Genomic DNA, 16,272 nt, shown 5'->3' with positions numbered 1-16,272 from the left:
CGGGAATGTGGCTTTATCTGGGCATGTTCGCGGCGGCGGCGGGGACGGGCTGGCTTGCCTGGGTGCTGTTGAAACCCTTGTTGGCGCAGGAACCGGAAGCTGCCCGCGCCATGCCGTGGTGGTGGCGGGCGGCGTGGCCCTGGATCGCGGCGGTGGCGCCGCTGGCGGGGCCGCTGTGCTCCTGGCGCTGGCGGTCGCGGCTGACACGGCTGATCGAACAGGCCGCCTTGCCGGCGGGCGTCGGCTACGCGCACATCGTGGCGCTGTGTGGCAGCGCTGCCATCGCCGCCGGCGGCATGGGGGCGGCCGCCGCCGCGGCGCTGGCGCCTGCCGGGAGCATCGTGTGGATGCCTGGGGTGAGCGCCGCGGGGTTGGCAGCCGGAATCGCGCCGGCGCTGTGGCTCAAGGGGCTGGGCACGAAGCGGCGGCTTGCCATCGAACGGGACCTGCCTTTCGTGTTCGACATGATGACGCTCTGCGTCGAAGCCGGTTTGGGCGTGCAGGGCGCACTGCAATTGGCCGCCCAGAGCGGGCCGCCCGGGGTATTGCGCGATGCGCTCGGAGATGCATTGGCCGAGATGCGCGCCGGCGTGTCCAGAATCGCCGCGATCAAGGCGCTTGCCGACCGGAGCAACAGCCCGCTTGCGCGCAACTGGGCGGCGGCGCTGGCGCAGGCGGAAGCCTTGGGAGCCAGCCTGGGGCCGGTCTTGCGGGCGCAAGCGGCGCAGTGCCGCAGCGAGCGGCATATGCGTGCGGAGCAACTGGCCATGCAGGCGCCGGTAAAGATGCTGTTGCCTTTGATCGGCTGCATCTTTCCGTGCACGTTCATCGTGCTGGCCTTTCCCATCGCGGTCCAATTGCTGCAAAGCGTGCAATGAGCCGGCGGGCACCCTTGCCAGAAGGGCGTCTGCGCCTGCTGGCCGTCAGGCGCTGGCAGGGCCGGATGCGGGGACTGCTGGGGCGCGTCGCGCCCGGCCCGCGGACGGGAATCCTGCTGATGCCGTGCGCCGCGGTGCACACCTTCGGCATGCGTTACGCCATCGACGTGGCGTTCATCGGCCGGGGCGGCCAGGTGTTGGCGCTGCGCCGGGCGCTCGGGCCGTGGCGCGTAGCGCTATGCCTGCGCGCTGTTGCCGTTGTCGAAATGCGTGCCGGCGCTATGGATGCCGAACACGGAGGTGTACGCCGGATAGAAGCTGCAGTAAAGGACGCCACCCGCCGCAATGTTGAATGGAATCTGCAGGGTGCCCGCCAACTGCGGCGACAAACCGATGGCGACCAGTAACCCGGCGCACAGGTCGATGAAGAGGAACACCATGATCCAGCAGGCGCCGTAGACCAGGAACGGCAGCTTGTTGCGCCAGCACGCGATGCCCGAAAAGAACAGGGCCTGGGTCAGGCGCAGGCCGTGCCAGGCCACCAGCACGGGCGCATGCCAGAACAACGCCGCGATCACCACATAGCAGATCGCGAAGAGCATGAGCGGCAAGGCCATGGCCGACAGGATGGGCTCCACGCTTTGCTCGACCGAGGCGATGCGTATGCCCTCCATCATGGCGTCGGAGAAAGGCAGGAAGATGAGCAGGCCCGTCACCAGGCACAGCCCCGCATAAAGCGCGCCCATGAGAAACAGCTTGCGGAAAACGCCCGGCTGCTTGAGCGGTTTGCCCCACATGGACGGCAGCATGACGCGATCGGCCTCTACGTGCTTGCACGCCGACAGCGTCATCAGGGTGATGATGGGCATCAGGGCCACGACCAGCATCGGACCCACTGGCGGGGTAGCGGACGCAAAGACGACCAGCAGGCTGATGGCCATGGCCCAGGTGAACATGGCCAGGGGTTGCTTGCGGAACAGACGGAAACCGTCGCGGACCCAAAGCCAGCCGGACGTCGCGGGTAGAAATGCTGCTTGCATGGCTCTCTGAAGGGGAGTTCTCTCAAGGGGGGCGCTGTTCCCATTATGGGGGGCGTAGCGGTTACGGCAAGGTTGGCAAGGCCGAGCGGTGGCGTGCTTGCAACACTCGTTCGAAATGGCGCGGGTCGTGCGGCTTGAGGGTCTGGGCCGGCCGCGGCAGGTAGAAGTCATACAGGCGGGACAGCCAGAAGCGCAGGGCGGCCGCGCGCAGCATCAGCGGCCAAACTTCCCGCTCGGCGTCGGTGAATGGGCGCACGGAGGCGTAAGCCTTTAGCCAGGCCTGCACCAATTCAGGGACGAATTCGCCGGTGTCGCGCTCGATGCACCAGTCGTTGACGCTCACGGCCACGTCGAAAAGCCAGGTGTCGCAGCCCGCGAAGTAGAAGTCGATGATGCCGCCCATGAGCGGATCCTCGAACGTGCCGGCGAAAAGGACGTTGTCGCGGAACAGGTCGCAGTGTGCCGGTCCCGTCTGCAGGGCCTGCCAGGCGGGGGTCGAGGTAACGGCCTGCTGCGCGGCCAGTTCGGCCGTCAGCAGCTCGGCCTGCGCCGGGCTGAGAAAGGGCATGACCTTGGGGGCGGTTTCGAGCCACCAGGACAGCCCGCGCAGGTTGGGCTGGCGGATCGGAAAGTCCTGCGCCGCCACGTGGGCGCGCGCCAGGGTGGCGCCGGCCAGCGCGCAGTGGGCGGGACCGGGGGCCGGCTCGTAGCCGCCGGGCAGGCGAGACACGATGGCGCAGGGCTTGCCGTGCAGGGTGGTCAGCCGGGTGCCGTCGCGCAATGTCTGGGGCTGGGGCACGGGGATGCCGCGTTCCGCCAGGTGGTACATCAGCTCGATGTAGAACGGCAGTTGGGCATGCGTCAGCACCTCGAACAGCGTCAGCACGTATTCGCCGCGCGTCGTGTAAAGAAAATAGTTGGTGTTCTCGATACCCGCCGTAATGCCTCGAAGCGAGACGAGCTCGCCCAGATCGAAATGCGCCAGCAGGGCGCGCGCGTCGTCGTCGGATACAGAGGTGAATACGGCCATGGATCTACGGTGTGAAGGTTAACGGACGCGCGGACAGGCGTGCACGGCGGCGGCGCCGCAATTTTAGACCACATGGAGGACGGCCCCGGGGCCGCCGCCGAAGGACTGGATGGCGGCCGCCGGGCACAATGTCGCCAAGCACCGTAAAATACCGCATCCCCTTGTTTTGTAGAGTGATTCTTGGACTCCCCCGACTGGCGGCTTTGCGTCGCCCCGATGATCGACGTCACCGACCGCCACTGCCGTTACTTTCACCGGCTGCTGGCGCCACGCGCTCGCCTGTACACCGAAATGATCACTACGGGGGCGCTGCTGCACGGCAACGTCGCGCGCCACCTGGAGTTCGACGAGGCCGAGCATCCCGTGGCCTTGCAACTGGGCGGCAGCGAGCCCGATGCGCTGGCCCACTCGGCCAAGCTGGGCAAGCAATGGGGCTATGACGAAATCAACCTGAATTGCGGCTGCCCGTCCGAGCGCGTGCAGAAGGGCGCGTTTGGCGCCTGCCTGATGGCCGAGCCGGCGCTGGTGGCGGACTGCATGAAGGCCATGCAGGATGCCGTGGACATTCCCGTCACGGTCAAGCACCGTCTGGGACTGGACTACGACGAATCCTATGAATTCGTGCGGGATTTCGTGGGCAAGATCTATGACACCGGCTGCCGCGTCTTCATCGCGCACGCCCGCAACGCGGTGCTCAAGGGCCTGTCGCCCAAGGACAACCGCGAGATTCCGCCGCTGCGTTATGACGTGGTCGCGCAGCTCAAGCGTGATTTTCCGGATTGCACCTTCGTGCTCAATGGCGGGCTGGCCGATGCCGGGCAGTCCGTGAGCGCCGCCCAGACCTTTGACGGGGTGATGCTGGGACGCGCCGCCTGGCACACGCCGCGCGTGCTGTCGGAAGTGTCGTTGCAGTTGTGGCCGTCGGTGCGGCTGCCCAGCGACGCGCAGGTCGTGGACGCCATGACGGAATACGCCGCCCGCCAGGTCGCCAAGGGCGTGCCGCTGCGGGTGATGACCCGTCCGATGCTGGGCTTGGTGAACGGCCAGTCGGGCGCGCGCCGTTGGCGCCGGATGCTGTCGGACCCGGCCCTGCTGGCCGCGAACAATCCGGAACTGATCTACGACGCGTGGCGCAGCCAACGCCATGCGCCGGGCTCAGGCGCGCACGACGCCGCGCGCGAGGCCGCGCCGGCCGGGATGTGACTCCCGCGGCAGGCCGCAGCGAGGGCGCCCGCGGGCTCAGGACTTGGCAGGCTCAGGACTTGGCGGGTTCGGCGCTTTCGGCGGGCCAGTCGCGGATATACGCCTTGAGCATGTTGTTTTCGAACTGCTGGGCGGCGACGATCGCCTGCGCCATGTCATAGAAGGAAATCACGCCCATCAGCGTGGGACCGTCCATCACGGGGATGTAGCGCGCGTGTTTTTCCAGCATCAGGCGCTGCACTTCGTCGGCGCTGGTGTTGGGCGACACGCTGACCGGGGCGTCGTCCATGATCGAACGGATGGTCGTATCGCCGGCCCCGCCATGCGCATGCATGTGGCGGATGATCTCGCGGAACGTGAGCATGCCGGTCAGGGTGCCGAATTCCATGATGACCAACGAGCCTATGTCCTGCTCGCTCATGGTCTGCACGGCCTGCGCCACGGGCATGTCGGGCGACGCCGTATAGAGCGTGTCGCCCTTGACGCGCAAAATCTCACTGACCTTCAACATCGGAATCTCCTGGGGCGGACTGCGCCCATATGCTTGGCTATTTCTTGTTCGCGCCCAGTTGCAGCAGCACGGGTGCGACGTCATTGTCGGTATTTTGCGCTTCTCCGCAGAGTTCTTCCAGCGTTGGCGTGGTTTGCGGCGAAATCACGGACGAGGCGACGCGCAGGATGTCGGGATCATTGCGCACGCGGGGCTGGCTGCGGTCGATCAGAAAGCGGTCCACGACCGGCGCCATCGAGGTCGTGCGGGCGTCGCAGGTCAGCATCCAGTTGTCTTCGGGGCTGCGGGTCACCAAGCCCATGGCGCTCAGCGTCTCCAGGACTTCATTGAGCTCGTCCTGGTGCAGGCGCAGCTGCGAGGCCAGCGTGTTTGCGGCCACGCCGCCCGGGGTCGACAGCTGTGCCTTGCGCAACGCGCGCAGGGCGGCCAGCGCGTCCACGAACGAGGCGCCGGGATAGCGGTTGATGTGCCAGCGTCCCAGCCGGATCAGGGGGGCGCTGGAGGCGAGCGTGGCGCCCAGCAGGACCGCCAGCCAGGACAGGTAGATCCACAGCAGGAAGATGGGGAGGGTCGCAAAGGCGCCGTAGATGACCGTGTACGTGGGAAACCGCGTCAGGTAAAAGGCGAACGCCGACTTCATGATTTCCAGCACGATGGCCGTGACGCTGCCGCCGATGAGCGCGTCGCGCCACAGTACATCGCGGTTCGGCACGACGACGAAGAGCGCCGCGAAGCCCAGTCCCGTGAGTACCAGCGGGATGAAAGAGATGGCCACGCTGACCACCTCAGGCACGTCCTTGATGAGCCCCAGCGATTCGCGGGCCACGAACGAGGTGGCCCAAAGGCTGCCGCCGGCCAGGACCGGTCCAAGCGTGATGATGGCCCAGTACACGAGCGCCCGCTGTGGCAAGGGGCGCTGGCGCGAGACGCGCCAGATGTCATTGAAGGCCTGGTCGATCGTCATGATCAGCAGCAGCGACGTGACCAGCAGGAAGGCGCCGCCGATGGCGGTCAGGCGCGATGCCTGGTGCGCAAACTGGTTCAGGTAGTCCATGATGTTGTCCGAGACGGACGGGGGCATCAGGCTGGTGGTGAGGAAGTCCTCGAGAGCGACCCGGAATTCCTGGAAAACGGGAAAGGCGGTGAACAGCGACAGCACCACCGCCAGCATGGGGACGATTGCCAGGACGGTGGTGAAAGTGAGGCTGGACGCCACCTGGAGCAATTTCTCTTCGTTGGCGCGCTGCACAACAAAGACAAATACGCGTCCGGACCTCGCGACCCATGAAAAGCGCGAGGTCGATCGTTTGGTGACCGCCGGCGTAGCGGCGGCGGGCTCGGCGGGGCGATTCATCAGGCGATAATAGCAGCATGAACCCCGAACTCAACCCCCGCTTGCGTCTGCTGGCCTCGGTGTCGTTGTTTGCCCTGATCGTGCTGTGCGTCGCCTGGGAAACCGTGGTGGCGCCCGTACGGCCAGGCGGATCCTGGATGCTGCTCAAGGCCCTGCCGCTGGCCTTCCCGTTGCGCGGCATCGTGCGCGGCAATCTCTATACCTATCAATGGGCGTCGATGCTGTCGCTGCTCTACCTGATGGAAGGCGTGGTCCGCGCCATGTCCGATCCGGCGCCCCTGTCCGTCCTGATGGCGTGGGGCGAGATACTGCTGTCGACCACCTTTTTCCTCAGCGCCATTTTCTATGTGCGTCCAGCCAAACGCGCCGCCCGGAGTCAACGCGCATGAAGAATGCCCAATCGCTGTCCGAACTGAATGCCGTCAACTCGTTTGCGGCCTTGCCCGAGGCCTTCTATACCCGGCTGGCAGCCCAAGGGCTGAACAACCCCAGGCTGTTGCACGCCAATCATGAGGCGGCCGCCCTGATCGGTCTGGATGCCGCGGTGCTGTCCACCGCGGAATTCCTGGAGGTGTTTTCCGGCAGCCGTCCGTTGCCGGGCGGAGACACGCTTGCCGCCGTTTACAGCGGTCACCAATTCGGCGTCTGGGCGGGCCAACTGGGCGATGGACGCGCGCACCTGCTGGGAGAGGTGGAGGGGCCCGAAGGCGCATGGGAATTGCAGCTCAAGGGTTCCGGCATGACTCCCTATTCCCGGATGGGGGATGGCCGGGCGGTGCTGCGTTCCTCCGTGCGCGAATATCTGGCCGGAGAAGCCATGCACGGTTTGGGGGTGCCGACCACGCGGGCGCTGGCGCTGGTGGTGTCCGACGATCCGGTCATGCGGGAAACCGTCGAAACCGCCGCGATCGTGACGCGGATGTCGCCCAGCTTCGTCAGGTTCGGCTCGTTCGAGCACTGGTCGTCGCGGCGCCAGCCCGACCTGCTCAAGACGTTGGCCGATTATGTGATTGATCGGTACTACCCGCAGTGCCGCGAGGCGCAGGCGGGGGAAACTCCCTCTGAAACCGCGCCCTACGTGAATCTGCTGCAGGAAGTCACGCGCCGCACGGCGCTGCTGATGGCCGATTGGCAGGCCGTGGGGTTTTGCCATGGCGTCATGAATACCGACAATATGTCCATCCTGGGGCTGACACTGGATTACGGTCCCTACGGTTTCATGGACGGTTTTCGGTTGGGACATATCTGTAATCACTCGGACTCCGAGGGGCGGTATTCCTGGAATCGCCAGCCGTCCGTGGCGCTCTGGAATCTTTACCGGCTGGGCGGCAGTCTGCATATGCTGGTGCAGGACGCCGATGCCTTGCGCGCGGTGCTGGACCAGTTCGAAGCCATTTTCACGCGCGCTTTCCACGACAGGATGGGCGCCAAGATGGGACTGGCGGCCTGGGTGCCCGACGACGAGGCGCTGCTGGACGATCTGCTGAAACTGATGGATGCCAACCAGGCCGATTTCACCCTGACCTGGCGCCGGCTGGCCGATGCATTGCAGGGCCGGCGCAGCGCGTTCGAAGATCTGTTTATCGATCGCCCCGCGGCTGGCGCCTGGCTGGATCGGCTGCTGGCCCGCCACGCGCAGCAAGGTCGGCCCGTGGCCGAAACCGCCGCCGCCATGAATCGCGTCAATCCCCTTTATGTCCTGCGCAATCACCTCGCCGAGAACGCGATCCGCGCTGCCAAAATGGGGGATCCCGGTGAAATCGATACGCTGCTTAAACTACTGCGTAACCCTTATGTCGCCCAGGACGGTTATGAACGGTATGCGGGTTTGCCGCCGGATTGGGCCAGCGGAATCGAAGTGAGCTGTTCTTCCTGAAGCCGATTTTGAGATATTCGCGCCACGATTAATCCGGCGGCAAACCCGGCTTGCGAAAAAAAACGCGCGAAAAATGCAAAATATCGCCGTTTTTTTCACTGCAATCATTCGTTTCCATTGTAAAAGTCGTAAGATTGCCGGCTCCGGGACCTTTTTTTCAAGAGTCTCCAGGGCATTTGTCGACAATCTCAATGTAAAGCGCTCTGAATATGCCTGGTGCAGATGGTTTGCTTTGTATCGGCCTGCTTGAGGACGATGCCGATTTCCGCGAGGAATTGGCGCTGGGCCTGGGCGGCTACGGCTTTCGCGTGGCGTTCGCCTGTGACAATGCAGTGGCGTTTTATCGCCGGTTGCAGGAGCAGCCGTGCGACATCGTCATTCTGGACGCCCATCTTCCCGGCGAGGACGGTTTTTCCGTCGCCACGCGCCTGCGCGCCTTGAGCCCGGTGGGCATTGTCATGTTGACGGGCCGCAGCGCCCTCGAGGACCGCGTTCGCGGGCTGGAAGGCGGCGCCGACGTCTATATGACCAAGCCTGTGGACCTGCTTGAACTCAGTTCGGTCATACGCAGCCTCGCGCGCCGGATGCGCCTGGCAAAGGCGCCGCGGCCGGCCGATGCCGAGACGCGCGCGTCGGCGGACACGAACTGGTCCCTGCAGGACGGCGGCTGGATTCTTGTCGCCCCGGACGGCGCTTCGCTGCACCTGAGCGCGCAGGAACGGACGTTCCTGGTGGCTTTGATGGATGCCGCCGGCAGCGCGGTCAGCCGCCAGGCGCTGGCCGAACTCTTTTTGCCGGACAGCCCGGGCGGTTTTGAATTGCGGCGCATCGACGTGCTGGTGAGCCGGTTGCGCGCCAAGGCGCAAAGCGCCGGCCTCAAGCTGCCGGTGCTGTCCGTGCGCGGCCAGGGCTACGTGTTCGCCGCATGACGCGGGCCGCGGCCGCGAGCCGTGGACCGCGCACGCCGATTGGCGCCTAGGCCTGCGGTTCGCAGGTCGGCAGGGTGACGACAAAGCGCGTGCCCACGCCCACCTGGCTTTGCACCGTCAACGTGCCACCCTGGCTCTGGCAGATGCGCCGGGCCAGATACAGCCCGATCCCCATGCCCTGGGTCTCGCGATGCGCAGACCGCCGAAAGCGCGGCTCGAAGATGCGGGCCTGTTCTTCTTCCTCGATGCCGGCGCCGCGGTCGACGACGGCCGCCCACGTCATGGGCGTGTCGCCGACCCGGGTCTGACCGGTTTCGATACGTACCGGCTCGTTGGCGGGCGAATACTTGATGGCGTTGTGGATCAGGTTGCGCACGACCACGCTGGTGAGCGGACGGTCGCAGTAGACGGGCAGCGGGGCGTACGCGTCGACCACGAGCGCATGCGCCGTATCCGGCTGCATGGCGTGGACCACGTCGCGCACCAGGTCGGCCAGGTCGGTCTGTTCGCCGCGCGGGCTCCAGGCGTGTTCTTCCAGGCGGTCCTGGTTCAGCAACTGGTCCATCAGCTCCGTCATCCGCGCGACTGACCGGTGGATGCGCGCCAAGCGCGTATCCACGGTTTCGCCGCTGTCGGAGAGAATCATGTCCAGGGATTGGGCCGCGGCGCTGATGGTGGCCAACGGGGCGCGCAATTCGTGCGAAATCAGCGCATTCATCTGCCGCTGCGTGTCGAGCGCGCCGGCCAGTTCCGCCAGCCGCAGTTCGCCCTGGGCCAGATGCTCGGCGTTCGTGGCGCCACCGGCGGGGCGGGCCGGCGCGAGGTCGGCGGAGGTATTGAGCGCCAGCCAGAGCAGTGCGCCCGAAGCCAGCATCAGCCGCAATATCTCGATGCCGGCGTCGGCGGCATCGGCGCCGCCGGCGTTCCAGGCATCGTGTCCGAGTATCCATGCCGATGCGCCATACGTGAGCGCCAGGGCCAGCGCCAGGAACATCGCGCGCACGCACCGTTGCCTTGCCGCGCTTGCCAGAAACCAGATTGCCAGCGGCACGCTGAGCAGGGCGCAGACGCCCGCGATGGCGGCGGGCAGCACGCCGGATTCGGTTTCGTAGACGAAGATCAGCGCCAGCGCCGCCACGCCGCACAGCGCGATGCTGATGGATCGGCACGCGGCGGCCAGCAACGTGGCCCAGCGCGAGCCTTTCAGCAGGGGGGCGGTCATGGCGAGCAGGGCCGCATACGAGGCGGCCTGCAGCGCGCCGGGGGGCATCAGCGCGGGCAGGGATCGGAACAGGCCTTCCACCAGCGCGAAGGCCATGCCTGCCGCGTACAACGCGTTGCGGGTATGCGCCCAGGCCACGCCGCAGGCCAGTGTGCATGCGATCGCGACGCCAGCGGTCAGGCCGGACTGCAGGCTGACGTAGTCGGCATTCAGCCCGTAGGCCAGCGCATGGCCCGGCCAGAAAAGGGCGCATAGCAGCAGCCCCATCCCCGGCCAGGCGGATCTCCGGAGGGAGCCGGCCCAGCTCGCGCGAAGGTGGCGGAAACGCCAGCGGGTGCGAAGAAACAATCCTTCCGTCAACTAGGAACCCATTGGTGATCATGCGCGAGATCGTGCGCGTGGGCGAAGTTTACGACAGCCCCGCTGATCGCGCGGACGCCGATCTCTTCCAGCACGAACTGCGTGGCGCTGTCAGGCACGTCGGCGGCATAGACCGCCATGTCCAGCGTCCTTGCGGTGGCGACCACGGTGGCGGCCAGGTGCTGGCTGCCGGGGCTGTGGAGCAGGCCGGTGATGAAGCTGCCGCAAAGCGTCACATAGGACACGGGGAATTCATGCAGGTGTTCCATGGCGCCGAATTGCTGCGACAGCCTGGACACGCCGACCCTTCCGCCGGCGCCGGTGACGATGTCGCAGAGCAGGCGCACGTCGGCGCCTTGTTCCACGAGTCCCGCGGCGTCGACGTCGAGGATGAGCCGCATCGTCAGCGCCGGCCGGTCGGCCAGCATGCGTTCAAGCCGGGTGAAGAATGACCCTTGCGCGAGCGTGGCGAGCGACACCGGCACGGTGAGCGCGCCTTCATGGGTGAAGAGCCAGTCCAGTCCCAGGCGGATCGCCTGGATGTCGCATTCGGCCGACAAGCCCAGGCGCACCGCCGGGGGCATGAAGATCGAGGCGGGGACGGGGTCCGTGCCGGACGCGTCGTGCAGCGCCAGGGTGGCCTCGTAATGCAGCACCGCGCCGGACAGGTCGTGCAGCGGCTGGGCCGCCAGCGAGAACCGGTGCTGTTCCAGCGCCGTGACCAGCGCATCGTGCCAACTGTATTCGCCGATACGGGTGCTGTCGGCGGCCTGGCTCGCGGGCGTGATCTGGTCGTCGTCAGCGCTTTCCGCGCACATCAGGGCATGGTCCAGGCGGGCCAGGATGTCGCTCATGTTGTCGCCCGGGGCGAACTCGGCCATGGCCAGCGCCCAGCGGCACCAGCCGTACTTGTCCATCGGCACGCGCAGGGACCGCAGCTCGCGCCGCACGCGTTCGGCCAGCAGGCTGGCCTGCGGCGCTGAGGTGCGGGGCAGCAGCAGGGCGAAGTCCGAGCCGCTGATCCGCGCGAGCAGCGCGCCCGGACCGCCGAATTCCTCCACCAGCTTGCGCAGCCGGTCCGACGACGACCGCAGCCACTGGTCGGTGAAGGCGCGGGACAGGTGCCGGTTGATCTGCGCCAGATCTCGCTGGCGGAACATCAGCAGGTGCCCGCCCGTGTCGTCGGATTTGTCGGTCAGGGCCAGCCTGAACTGGTCGATGAAATGCTTGCGGTTGGACAGGCGGCTGATTGGGTCCCGGTAGATCTCGCTTTGCAGGGATTCGATGCGGGCGTTCTGTTCCTGCACCGTGGCGGCCACGCGCCGCTGCGCATCGACCAGCGCCTGGTCCACCCCCGGCATTTCGCAGGAGCCGGTCAGCGCCGTGCCGGCGCCCGGCGCCAGGGCCCGCACGCGGTCGCAGATGTCCCGAGATGTCCGGGCCTCGATCCACCGTACGAGGTTGGTCGCGAAAAGCGCCCAGAAAGCGGCGGCGGCCAACGCCAGGCCCAGCACCCGCACACCGCCTTGCCATAGCGTGTCGCGCGCCAGCCGCGCGTCGGCCTGCACGGTCAGGGTGCCCTTGGTCTTGCCGTTGGGCGTGGCGAAGGGCCGGGACACCGCCGGCGCTTCCATGTTCAGCCATGCGGCGCGCCAGTCCCGGTCGCGGCCGGCGGCCGGCGGCGACCGGCGCTCCACGCGCAGGGCATTTCCTTCGTTCGTGATATTTACCAGCGAATACAGGCCCTGGCCGAACAGTTCATCCGCGAGCTCGGCCTGCTCCTGCTGAGTGCCCGTGCCGTGAGACAGCGCCCACGCCAGCGCGTTGGCGCCCGCTTCGCTTTGCTGCGCGAGCTGGGTGTTGAGGTAGCGGTGCGCCGCCAGCATCCCGAGCGCCTGGGCGCCAAGCAGGATGAAGCCGATCAGAAGAGCGGAGCATAAAAGCAGCCGGCGTAATGTGGGCATGTTACTTGCGTGTCCCTTCCTGGGCTTGCGCGGTTCCGGCGGGGTATCGCGTCGGCTGCCGCCTAAACGGGAGCGTCAGGCGGCAAGAACGCCTGCGCGGGATAAAACCTGGATATCAAACGTGACACACGTTACGGAGATTGCGATGGCAAAGCTGACACTGTAATGGGGGCTGTCACAGAACGCACAGAATATTACGAAATCCTCGGTCATATCAGACAAGGTGTGCAATTATTTCGCTCGTGATAATTGGCCGGTTGAGAACTATTGAGACACAGCGTATTAATTTTTGGCGCTTCGGTGTCGTAGATGGAGCGAGGCATGGCGAGAGGACCGGCCAGCGACTGCCATCCAGGACCCTGCCATGACCTGCCGCGAGCAAACCAAGAACCCAAGGATGTCAGGAAAGAAGGGGCGTGTTGCCTCCGAAAAGTGGCGTGTTTTTGCGAAAGCAATGCATAATTTAAAATATGTTACAGCCCCTGGGCCCGTGGTCGGGCCGCAACGCCGGGGGCATATGGATAGGGGGCTCCGTGCGTGAGAGTTACCTGCTCGCACTGTGCCTGACGCTCGCGGGCGCACTTGCAGCGATCAGTCTGCTTTTCGTCCGCCGGGAGCGCACGCTCCGGCGGCGTTTGACGCGTGACGAATTGACCGGCCTCCTTAGCCAGCAGGAGCTGCATCGTCGCGTGCGTACCTGGCTGGGCAAGCCGCAGGGCACGACGCGCCGCGGCGCCTTTTTTCTGGTCAGTTTCGAACACTACGCCCAGATCAGCGCGATGCTGCGCGCGGGCGAAGACCAGGCCCTCGTGGTGCAGGTGGCGGACCGGCTTGGGCTGGTCGCCCGCGCGCTGGGCGGAATGGCGGCCCGTGCCGGTGCCGATTCGTTCACTGTCTGCGTCCCCAGCGTGGACGAAGAGGGTGCCGCGCAGGTGTCGGCCAAATTGCTGGCCGACCTGAGCGCGCCCTACGAACTGGGAGGCCGTCCCCTTATTGCGGTCTTTCGGATCGGCGCTGCCCTCTATCCCGCCCACGGCCGCAGCGTCGAAGAACTGCAGCGCTGCGTTCAGGTCGCGATGGTCCCGCTCAAGGAACGCGGCGGCGAGGGCTGGAACCTCTTTGATTTCCGTCTGCTGGCGCGCCAGCGGGATCAGCAGGGCCTGGAAAACGACCTGCGGCTGGCGTTGACCACGCCCGACATGGAGCAGTTCGAGCTGTACTACCAGCCGGTCTGCGACAGCGGCACCGGGGTGGTGCAGGGCTGCGAGGCCCTGCTGCGCTGGCATCACCCCGTGCTGGGCAGCGTGTCGCCGGCCGTCACGATTGAACTGGCCGAACGCAGCGGCCTCATTGTGCCGCTGGGCGCCTGGATCCTGGAGCGGGCCTGCACGCAGGCGGCGCTGTGGCCGTCCGCCTGGCGCGTCCACGTGAATCTTTCCGTCAAGCAGATGGACGAGGACAGCCTGGTGCAACTGGTGACCGACGTGCTGGAGGCCACTCGCCTGTCTCCGCGCAAACTGGTGCTGGAAATCACCGAATCCATCTTCATCCTGCACTACGAGCGGCACGTAAAGATCCTGAACATCCTGCGCGACAAGGGCATCGGCGTGGCATTGGACGACTTCGGCTGTGGCTATTCCAGCCTGAACCACCTGCGCCATCTGCCCATCGACTGGGTCAAGATCGACCGCAGCTTCATTTCCGCCCTGGAATCGGACGCCGGCAGCCGCGAGGTCGTGTCGGCCCTGTTCGGGCTGTGCAAGGCGATGCATCTGCCAGTCGTGGCCGAGGGGGTCGAGACGGAAGGGCAGCGCGAAATCCTCAAGTCCTTGGGATGCCGCGTGATGCAGGGCTATTTGCTGGGTAGGCCCGCGCCCGCCGCCCAGATCCAGGCTTTGGCCTCGGCGGTGTCATAATCGGGGTTGCTTGCAAACCCGACCTGTTGACTCCCTATGCCCGGCAATACCCTAGGTACTCTCTTTACCGTCACGAATTTCGGCGAATCCCACGGGCCGGCCATCGGTTGTGTCGTGGATGGCTGTCCCCCCGGATTGGCGCTGGACGCCTCGGACATCCAGGCCGAGCTGGACCGCCGCCGTCCCGGCACCTCGCGCCACGTGACGCAGCGCCAGGAAGCCGACCAGGTCGAGATCCTGTCGGGCGTTTATGACGGCGTCACCACCGGCACGCCCATCGGCCTCCTGATCCGCAACACCGATGCGCGCAGCAAGGATTATTCCAACATTGCCGACACCTTCCGGCCCGGCCACGCCGACTTCGCCTACTGGCGCAAGTTCGGCATGCGCGACCCGCGCGGCGGCGGCCGTTCGTCCGCGCGCCTAACGGCGCCCACCGTGGCGGCCGGCGCCATCGCCAAGAAATGGCTGGCCGAACACCATGGCGTGAAGGTGCGCGGCTACATGAGCCAGCTCGGTCCCATCGCGATCCCTTTCGTTTCCTGGGACGAGGTGCCCAACAATCCCTTCTATGCCCCCAATGCCGAGGTCGTCCCCGAACTGGAAGCCTATATGGACCAGTTGCGCCGGGACGGCGACTCCATCGGTGCGCGCATTGAAGTCGTCGCAGAGAACCTGCCGGCCGGCTGGGGCGAACCCATCTACGACCGTCTGGATGCCGACATTGCCCACGTCATGATGGGCTTGAACGCGGTCAAGGGCGTGTCCATTGGCGCCGGCTTCGACTGCATCGCGCAGCGCGGGTCCGAACATGGCGACGAGATCACGCCCGAGGGCTTTCTGAGCAACCACGCCGGGGGCGTGCTGGGCGGCATCTCCACGGGCCAGCCCATCACCGTGTCGCTGGCGATCAAGCCCACGTCGAGCATCCGGGTCGAGCGCCGCTCGGTCAACCGCGCCAACGAGCCGGTGATGGTCCAGACGCTGGGCCGCCACGACCCCTGCGTCGGCATCCGCGCGACGCCGATCGCCGAGGCCATGCTGGCGCTCGTGCTGATCGACCACGCGCTGCGCCACCGCGGGCAGTGTGGCGCCGCCCCGGTCTGATACGCTTTCCCGTTGTTGAAATGGCTTGGAGGCCGACATGAAACAGAAGCGTCATTTTCTGCGCAATGCCGGAGCCGTGCTGTCGCTGGCCGTACTGGCCGGCTGCACGGGCATGAACACTACGCAGTCTGGCGCCGTGGGCGTCAATCGCACGCAATATATGTCCAGCATGGTGCCCTCGCAGGCCCTGGAGCAGGAGGCGGCCCAGCAATACGCCGACATCCTGCAGCAGGCCAAGTCCAAGGGGCTGCTGGACCGCGACGCCAAGCAGGTGGCCCGGGTGCGGGACATCTCCCAGCGCCTGATCGCGCAGGCGGGCGTGTTCCGTCCCGATGCGACAGGCTGGAAATGGGAAGTCCACGTGCTGTCCAGCGACGAGATCAACGCCTGGTGCATGCCCGGCGGCAAGATAGCCGTCTACACCGGGCTGATTTCAAAGATCAATCCGACCGACGATGAGCTGGCCGCGGTGCTGGGCCACGAGATCGCCCACGCGCTGCGCGAACATGCGCGCGAGCGCGTATCCCAGCAGATGGCCACCGATCTGGGCTTGCAGGTGCTGTCCATCGCCACGGGGTCTCCCGCGGCGTCGGACCTGGGCGGGCAGTTTACGAGCGTGATGTTCACCCTGCCCAACAGCCGCACCCATGAGACCGAAGCGGATCGCATGGGCGTGGAACTGGCCGCCAGGGCGGGCTACGACCCGCGCGCCGCCGTGACGCTGTGGCAGAAGATGGGCGCGGCCAGCCAGGGCAGCGCACCGCCCGAGATCCTCTCGACCCACCCGTCGGCCGCCTCGCGCATCAGCGACCTGCAAGCCGCAGCGCAGAAGGTGATGCCGCTTTACGAACAGTCCAAGGGCCAGGGCGCGCGCTGAGCGCG

Annotated in this window: 14 protein-coding genes and 1 pseudogene; 9 read left to right on the top strand and 6 right to left on the bottom strand. The window is 66.2% G+C overall.

Features of this window, described 5'->3' with window-relative positions; genetic code table 11:
• Window positions 1–5 precede the first annotated feature (5 nt).
• Window positions 6–878 carry a type II secretion system F family protein gene (locus tag BXA00_RS28385; RefSeq protein WP_076521697.1) on the top strand — a complete coding sequence of 291 codons (873 nt, stop codon included), beginning with the start codon at window positions 6–8 and terminating at the stop codon, window positions 876–878.
• A pseudogene (locus BXA00_RS29530) lies at window positions 875–1,108 on the top strand (DUF192 domain-containing protein); the annotation flags it as partial. The gene BXA00_RS28385 and the pseudogene BXA00_RS29530, both read left to right, overlap by 4 nt.
• A 6-nt stretch (window positions 1,109–1,114) precedes the next feature.
• Here the strand turns inward: BXA00_RS29530 and BXA00_RS29335 are convergent.
• A complete protein-coding gene (locus tag BXA00_RS29335) occupies window positions 1,115–1,918 on the bottom strand; it encodes a BPSS1780 family membrane protein (protein ID WP_076521695.1) in 804 nt (267 codons plus the stop codon).
• 61 nt (window positions 1,919–1,979) lie between these two features.
• On the bottom strand, window positions 1,980–2,948 hold the full coding sequence (locus tag BXA00_RS28370) for a homoserine kinase (RefSeq protein WP_076521694.1): 969 nt from the start codon (window positions 2,946–2,948) through the stop codon (window positions 1,980–1,982).
• A gap of 216 nt (window positions 2,949–3,164) precedes the next feature.
• Here BXA00_RS28370 and dusA point away from each other — a divergent pair, with 216 nt between their 5' ends.
• Window positions 3,165–4,151 carry a tRNA dihydrouridine(20/20a) synthase DusA gene (gene dusA / locus BXA00_RS28365; protein ID WP_231952308.1) on the top strand — a complete coding sequence of 329 codons (987 nt, stop codon included), beginning with the start codon at window positions 3,165–3,167 and terminating at the stop codon, window positions 4,149–4,151.
• Window positions 4,152–4,203: 52 nt separating this feature from the next.
• Here dusA and BXA00_RS28360 read toward each other — a convergent pair whose 3' ends face one another.
• Window positions 4,204–4,662: a CBS domain-containing protein gene (locus tag BXA00_RS28360; RefSeq protein WP_076521692.1), complete on the bottom strand. Its 459-nt coding sequence runs from the start codon at window positions 4,660–4,662 to the stop codon at window positions 4,204–4,206.
• 37 nt (window positions 4,663–4,699) lie between these two features.
• Window positions 4,700–6,016 carry a YihY family inner membrane protein gene (locus BXA00_RS28355; protein WP_076521691.1) on the bottom strand — a complete coding sequence of 439 codons (1,317 nt, stop codon included), beginning with the start codon at window positions 6,014–6,016 and terminating at the stop codon, window positions 4,700–4,702.
• 17 nt (window positions 6,017–6,033) lie between these two features.
• Here BXA00_RS28355 and BXA00_RS28350 point away from each other — a divergent pair, with 17 nt between their 5' ends.
• From BXA00_RS28350 to BXA00_RS28340, 3 genes are all read left to right on the top strand, one after another.
• Complete coding sequence (locus tag BXA00_RS28350; RefSeq protein ID WP_076521690.1) at window positions 6,034–6,405, top strand: DUF2069 domain-containing protein; 372 nt, start codon at window positions 6,034–6,036, stop codon at window positions 6,403–6,405.
• Window positions 6,402–7,892 (top strand): YdiU family protein, encoded by a 1,491-nt coding sequence (locus BXA00_RS28345; protein WP_076521689.1) that lies wholly within the window; start codon window positions 6,402–6,404, stop codon window positions 7,890–7,892. The genes BXA00_RS28350 and BXA00_RS28345 overlap by 4 nt, the downstream gene beginning before the upstream one ends.
• Before the next feature lie 209 nt (window positions 7,893–8,101).
• Complete coding sequence (locus BXA00_RS28340) at window positions 8,102–8,821, top strand: response regulator transcription factor (RefSeq protein WP_043518814.1); 720 nt, start codon at window positions 8,102–8,104, stop codon at window positions 8,819–8,821.
• A 46-nt stretch (window positions 8,822–8,867) separates the two neighbouring features.
• On the opposite strand, the gene BXA00_RS28335 is transcribed toward BXA00_RS28340, so the two are convergent.
• The gene (locus tag BXA00_RS28335) at window positions 8,868–10,310 is read right to left on the bottom strand and encodes a sensor histidine kinase KdpD (protein WP_083714362.1); all 1,443 of its coding nucleotides are present in this window, start codon (window positions 10,308–10,310) and stop codon (window positions 8,868–8,870) included.
• Window positions 10,311–10,399: 89 nt separating this feature from the next.
• Window positions 10,400–12,367, bottom strand: coding sequence for an EAL domain-containing protein (locus BXA00_RS28330; RefSeq protein ID WP_083714360.1), 1,968 nt, complete (start codon window positions 12,365–12,367; stop codon window positions 10,400–10,402).
• Between the two features lie 533 nt (window positions 12,368–12,900).
• Between BXA00_RS28330 and BXA00_RS28325 the strand changes: the two genes are divergently transcribed.
• The 3 genes from BXA00_RS28325 to BXA00_RS28315 are packed head-to-tail and all read left to right on the top strand — an operon-like array spanning window position 12,901 to window position 16,267.
• Window positions 12,901–14,283 (top strand): bifunctional diguanylate cyclase/phosphodiesterase, encoded by a 1,383-nt coding sequence (locus tag BXA00_RS28325; RefSeq protein WP_076521686.1) that lies wholly within the window; start codon window positions 12,901–12,903, stop codon window positions 14,281–14,283.
• Between the two features lie 36 nt (window positions 14,284–14,319).
• Window positions 14,320–15,390 carry a chorismate synthase gene (gene aroC / locus BXA00_RS28320; RefSeq protein ID WP_076521685.1) on the top strand — a complete coding sequence of 357 codons (1,071 nt, stop codon included), beginning with the start codon at window positions 14,320–14,322 and terminating at the stop codon, window positions 15,388–15,390.
• 37 nt (window positions 15,391–15,427) lie between these two features.
• Window positions 15,428–16,267: a M48 family metallopeptidase gene (locus BXA00_RS28315; protein WP_076522162.1), complete on the top strand. Its 840-nt coding sequence runs from the start codon at window positions 15,428–15,430 to the stop codon at window positions 16,265–16,267.
• Window positions 16,268–16,272 lie beyond the last annotated feature (5 nt).

Source organism: Achromobacter sp. MFA1 R4, assembly GCF_900156745.1.
In the GTDB taxonomy this organism is placed as follows: Bacteria; Pseudomonadota; Gammaproteobacteria; order Burkholderiales; family Burkholderiaceae_B; genus Achromobacter.
The sequence above is the reverse complement of the archived record's forward strand: the minus strand, read 5'-3'. Positions and strand labels throughout refer to the sequence as shown.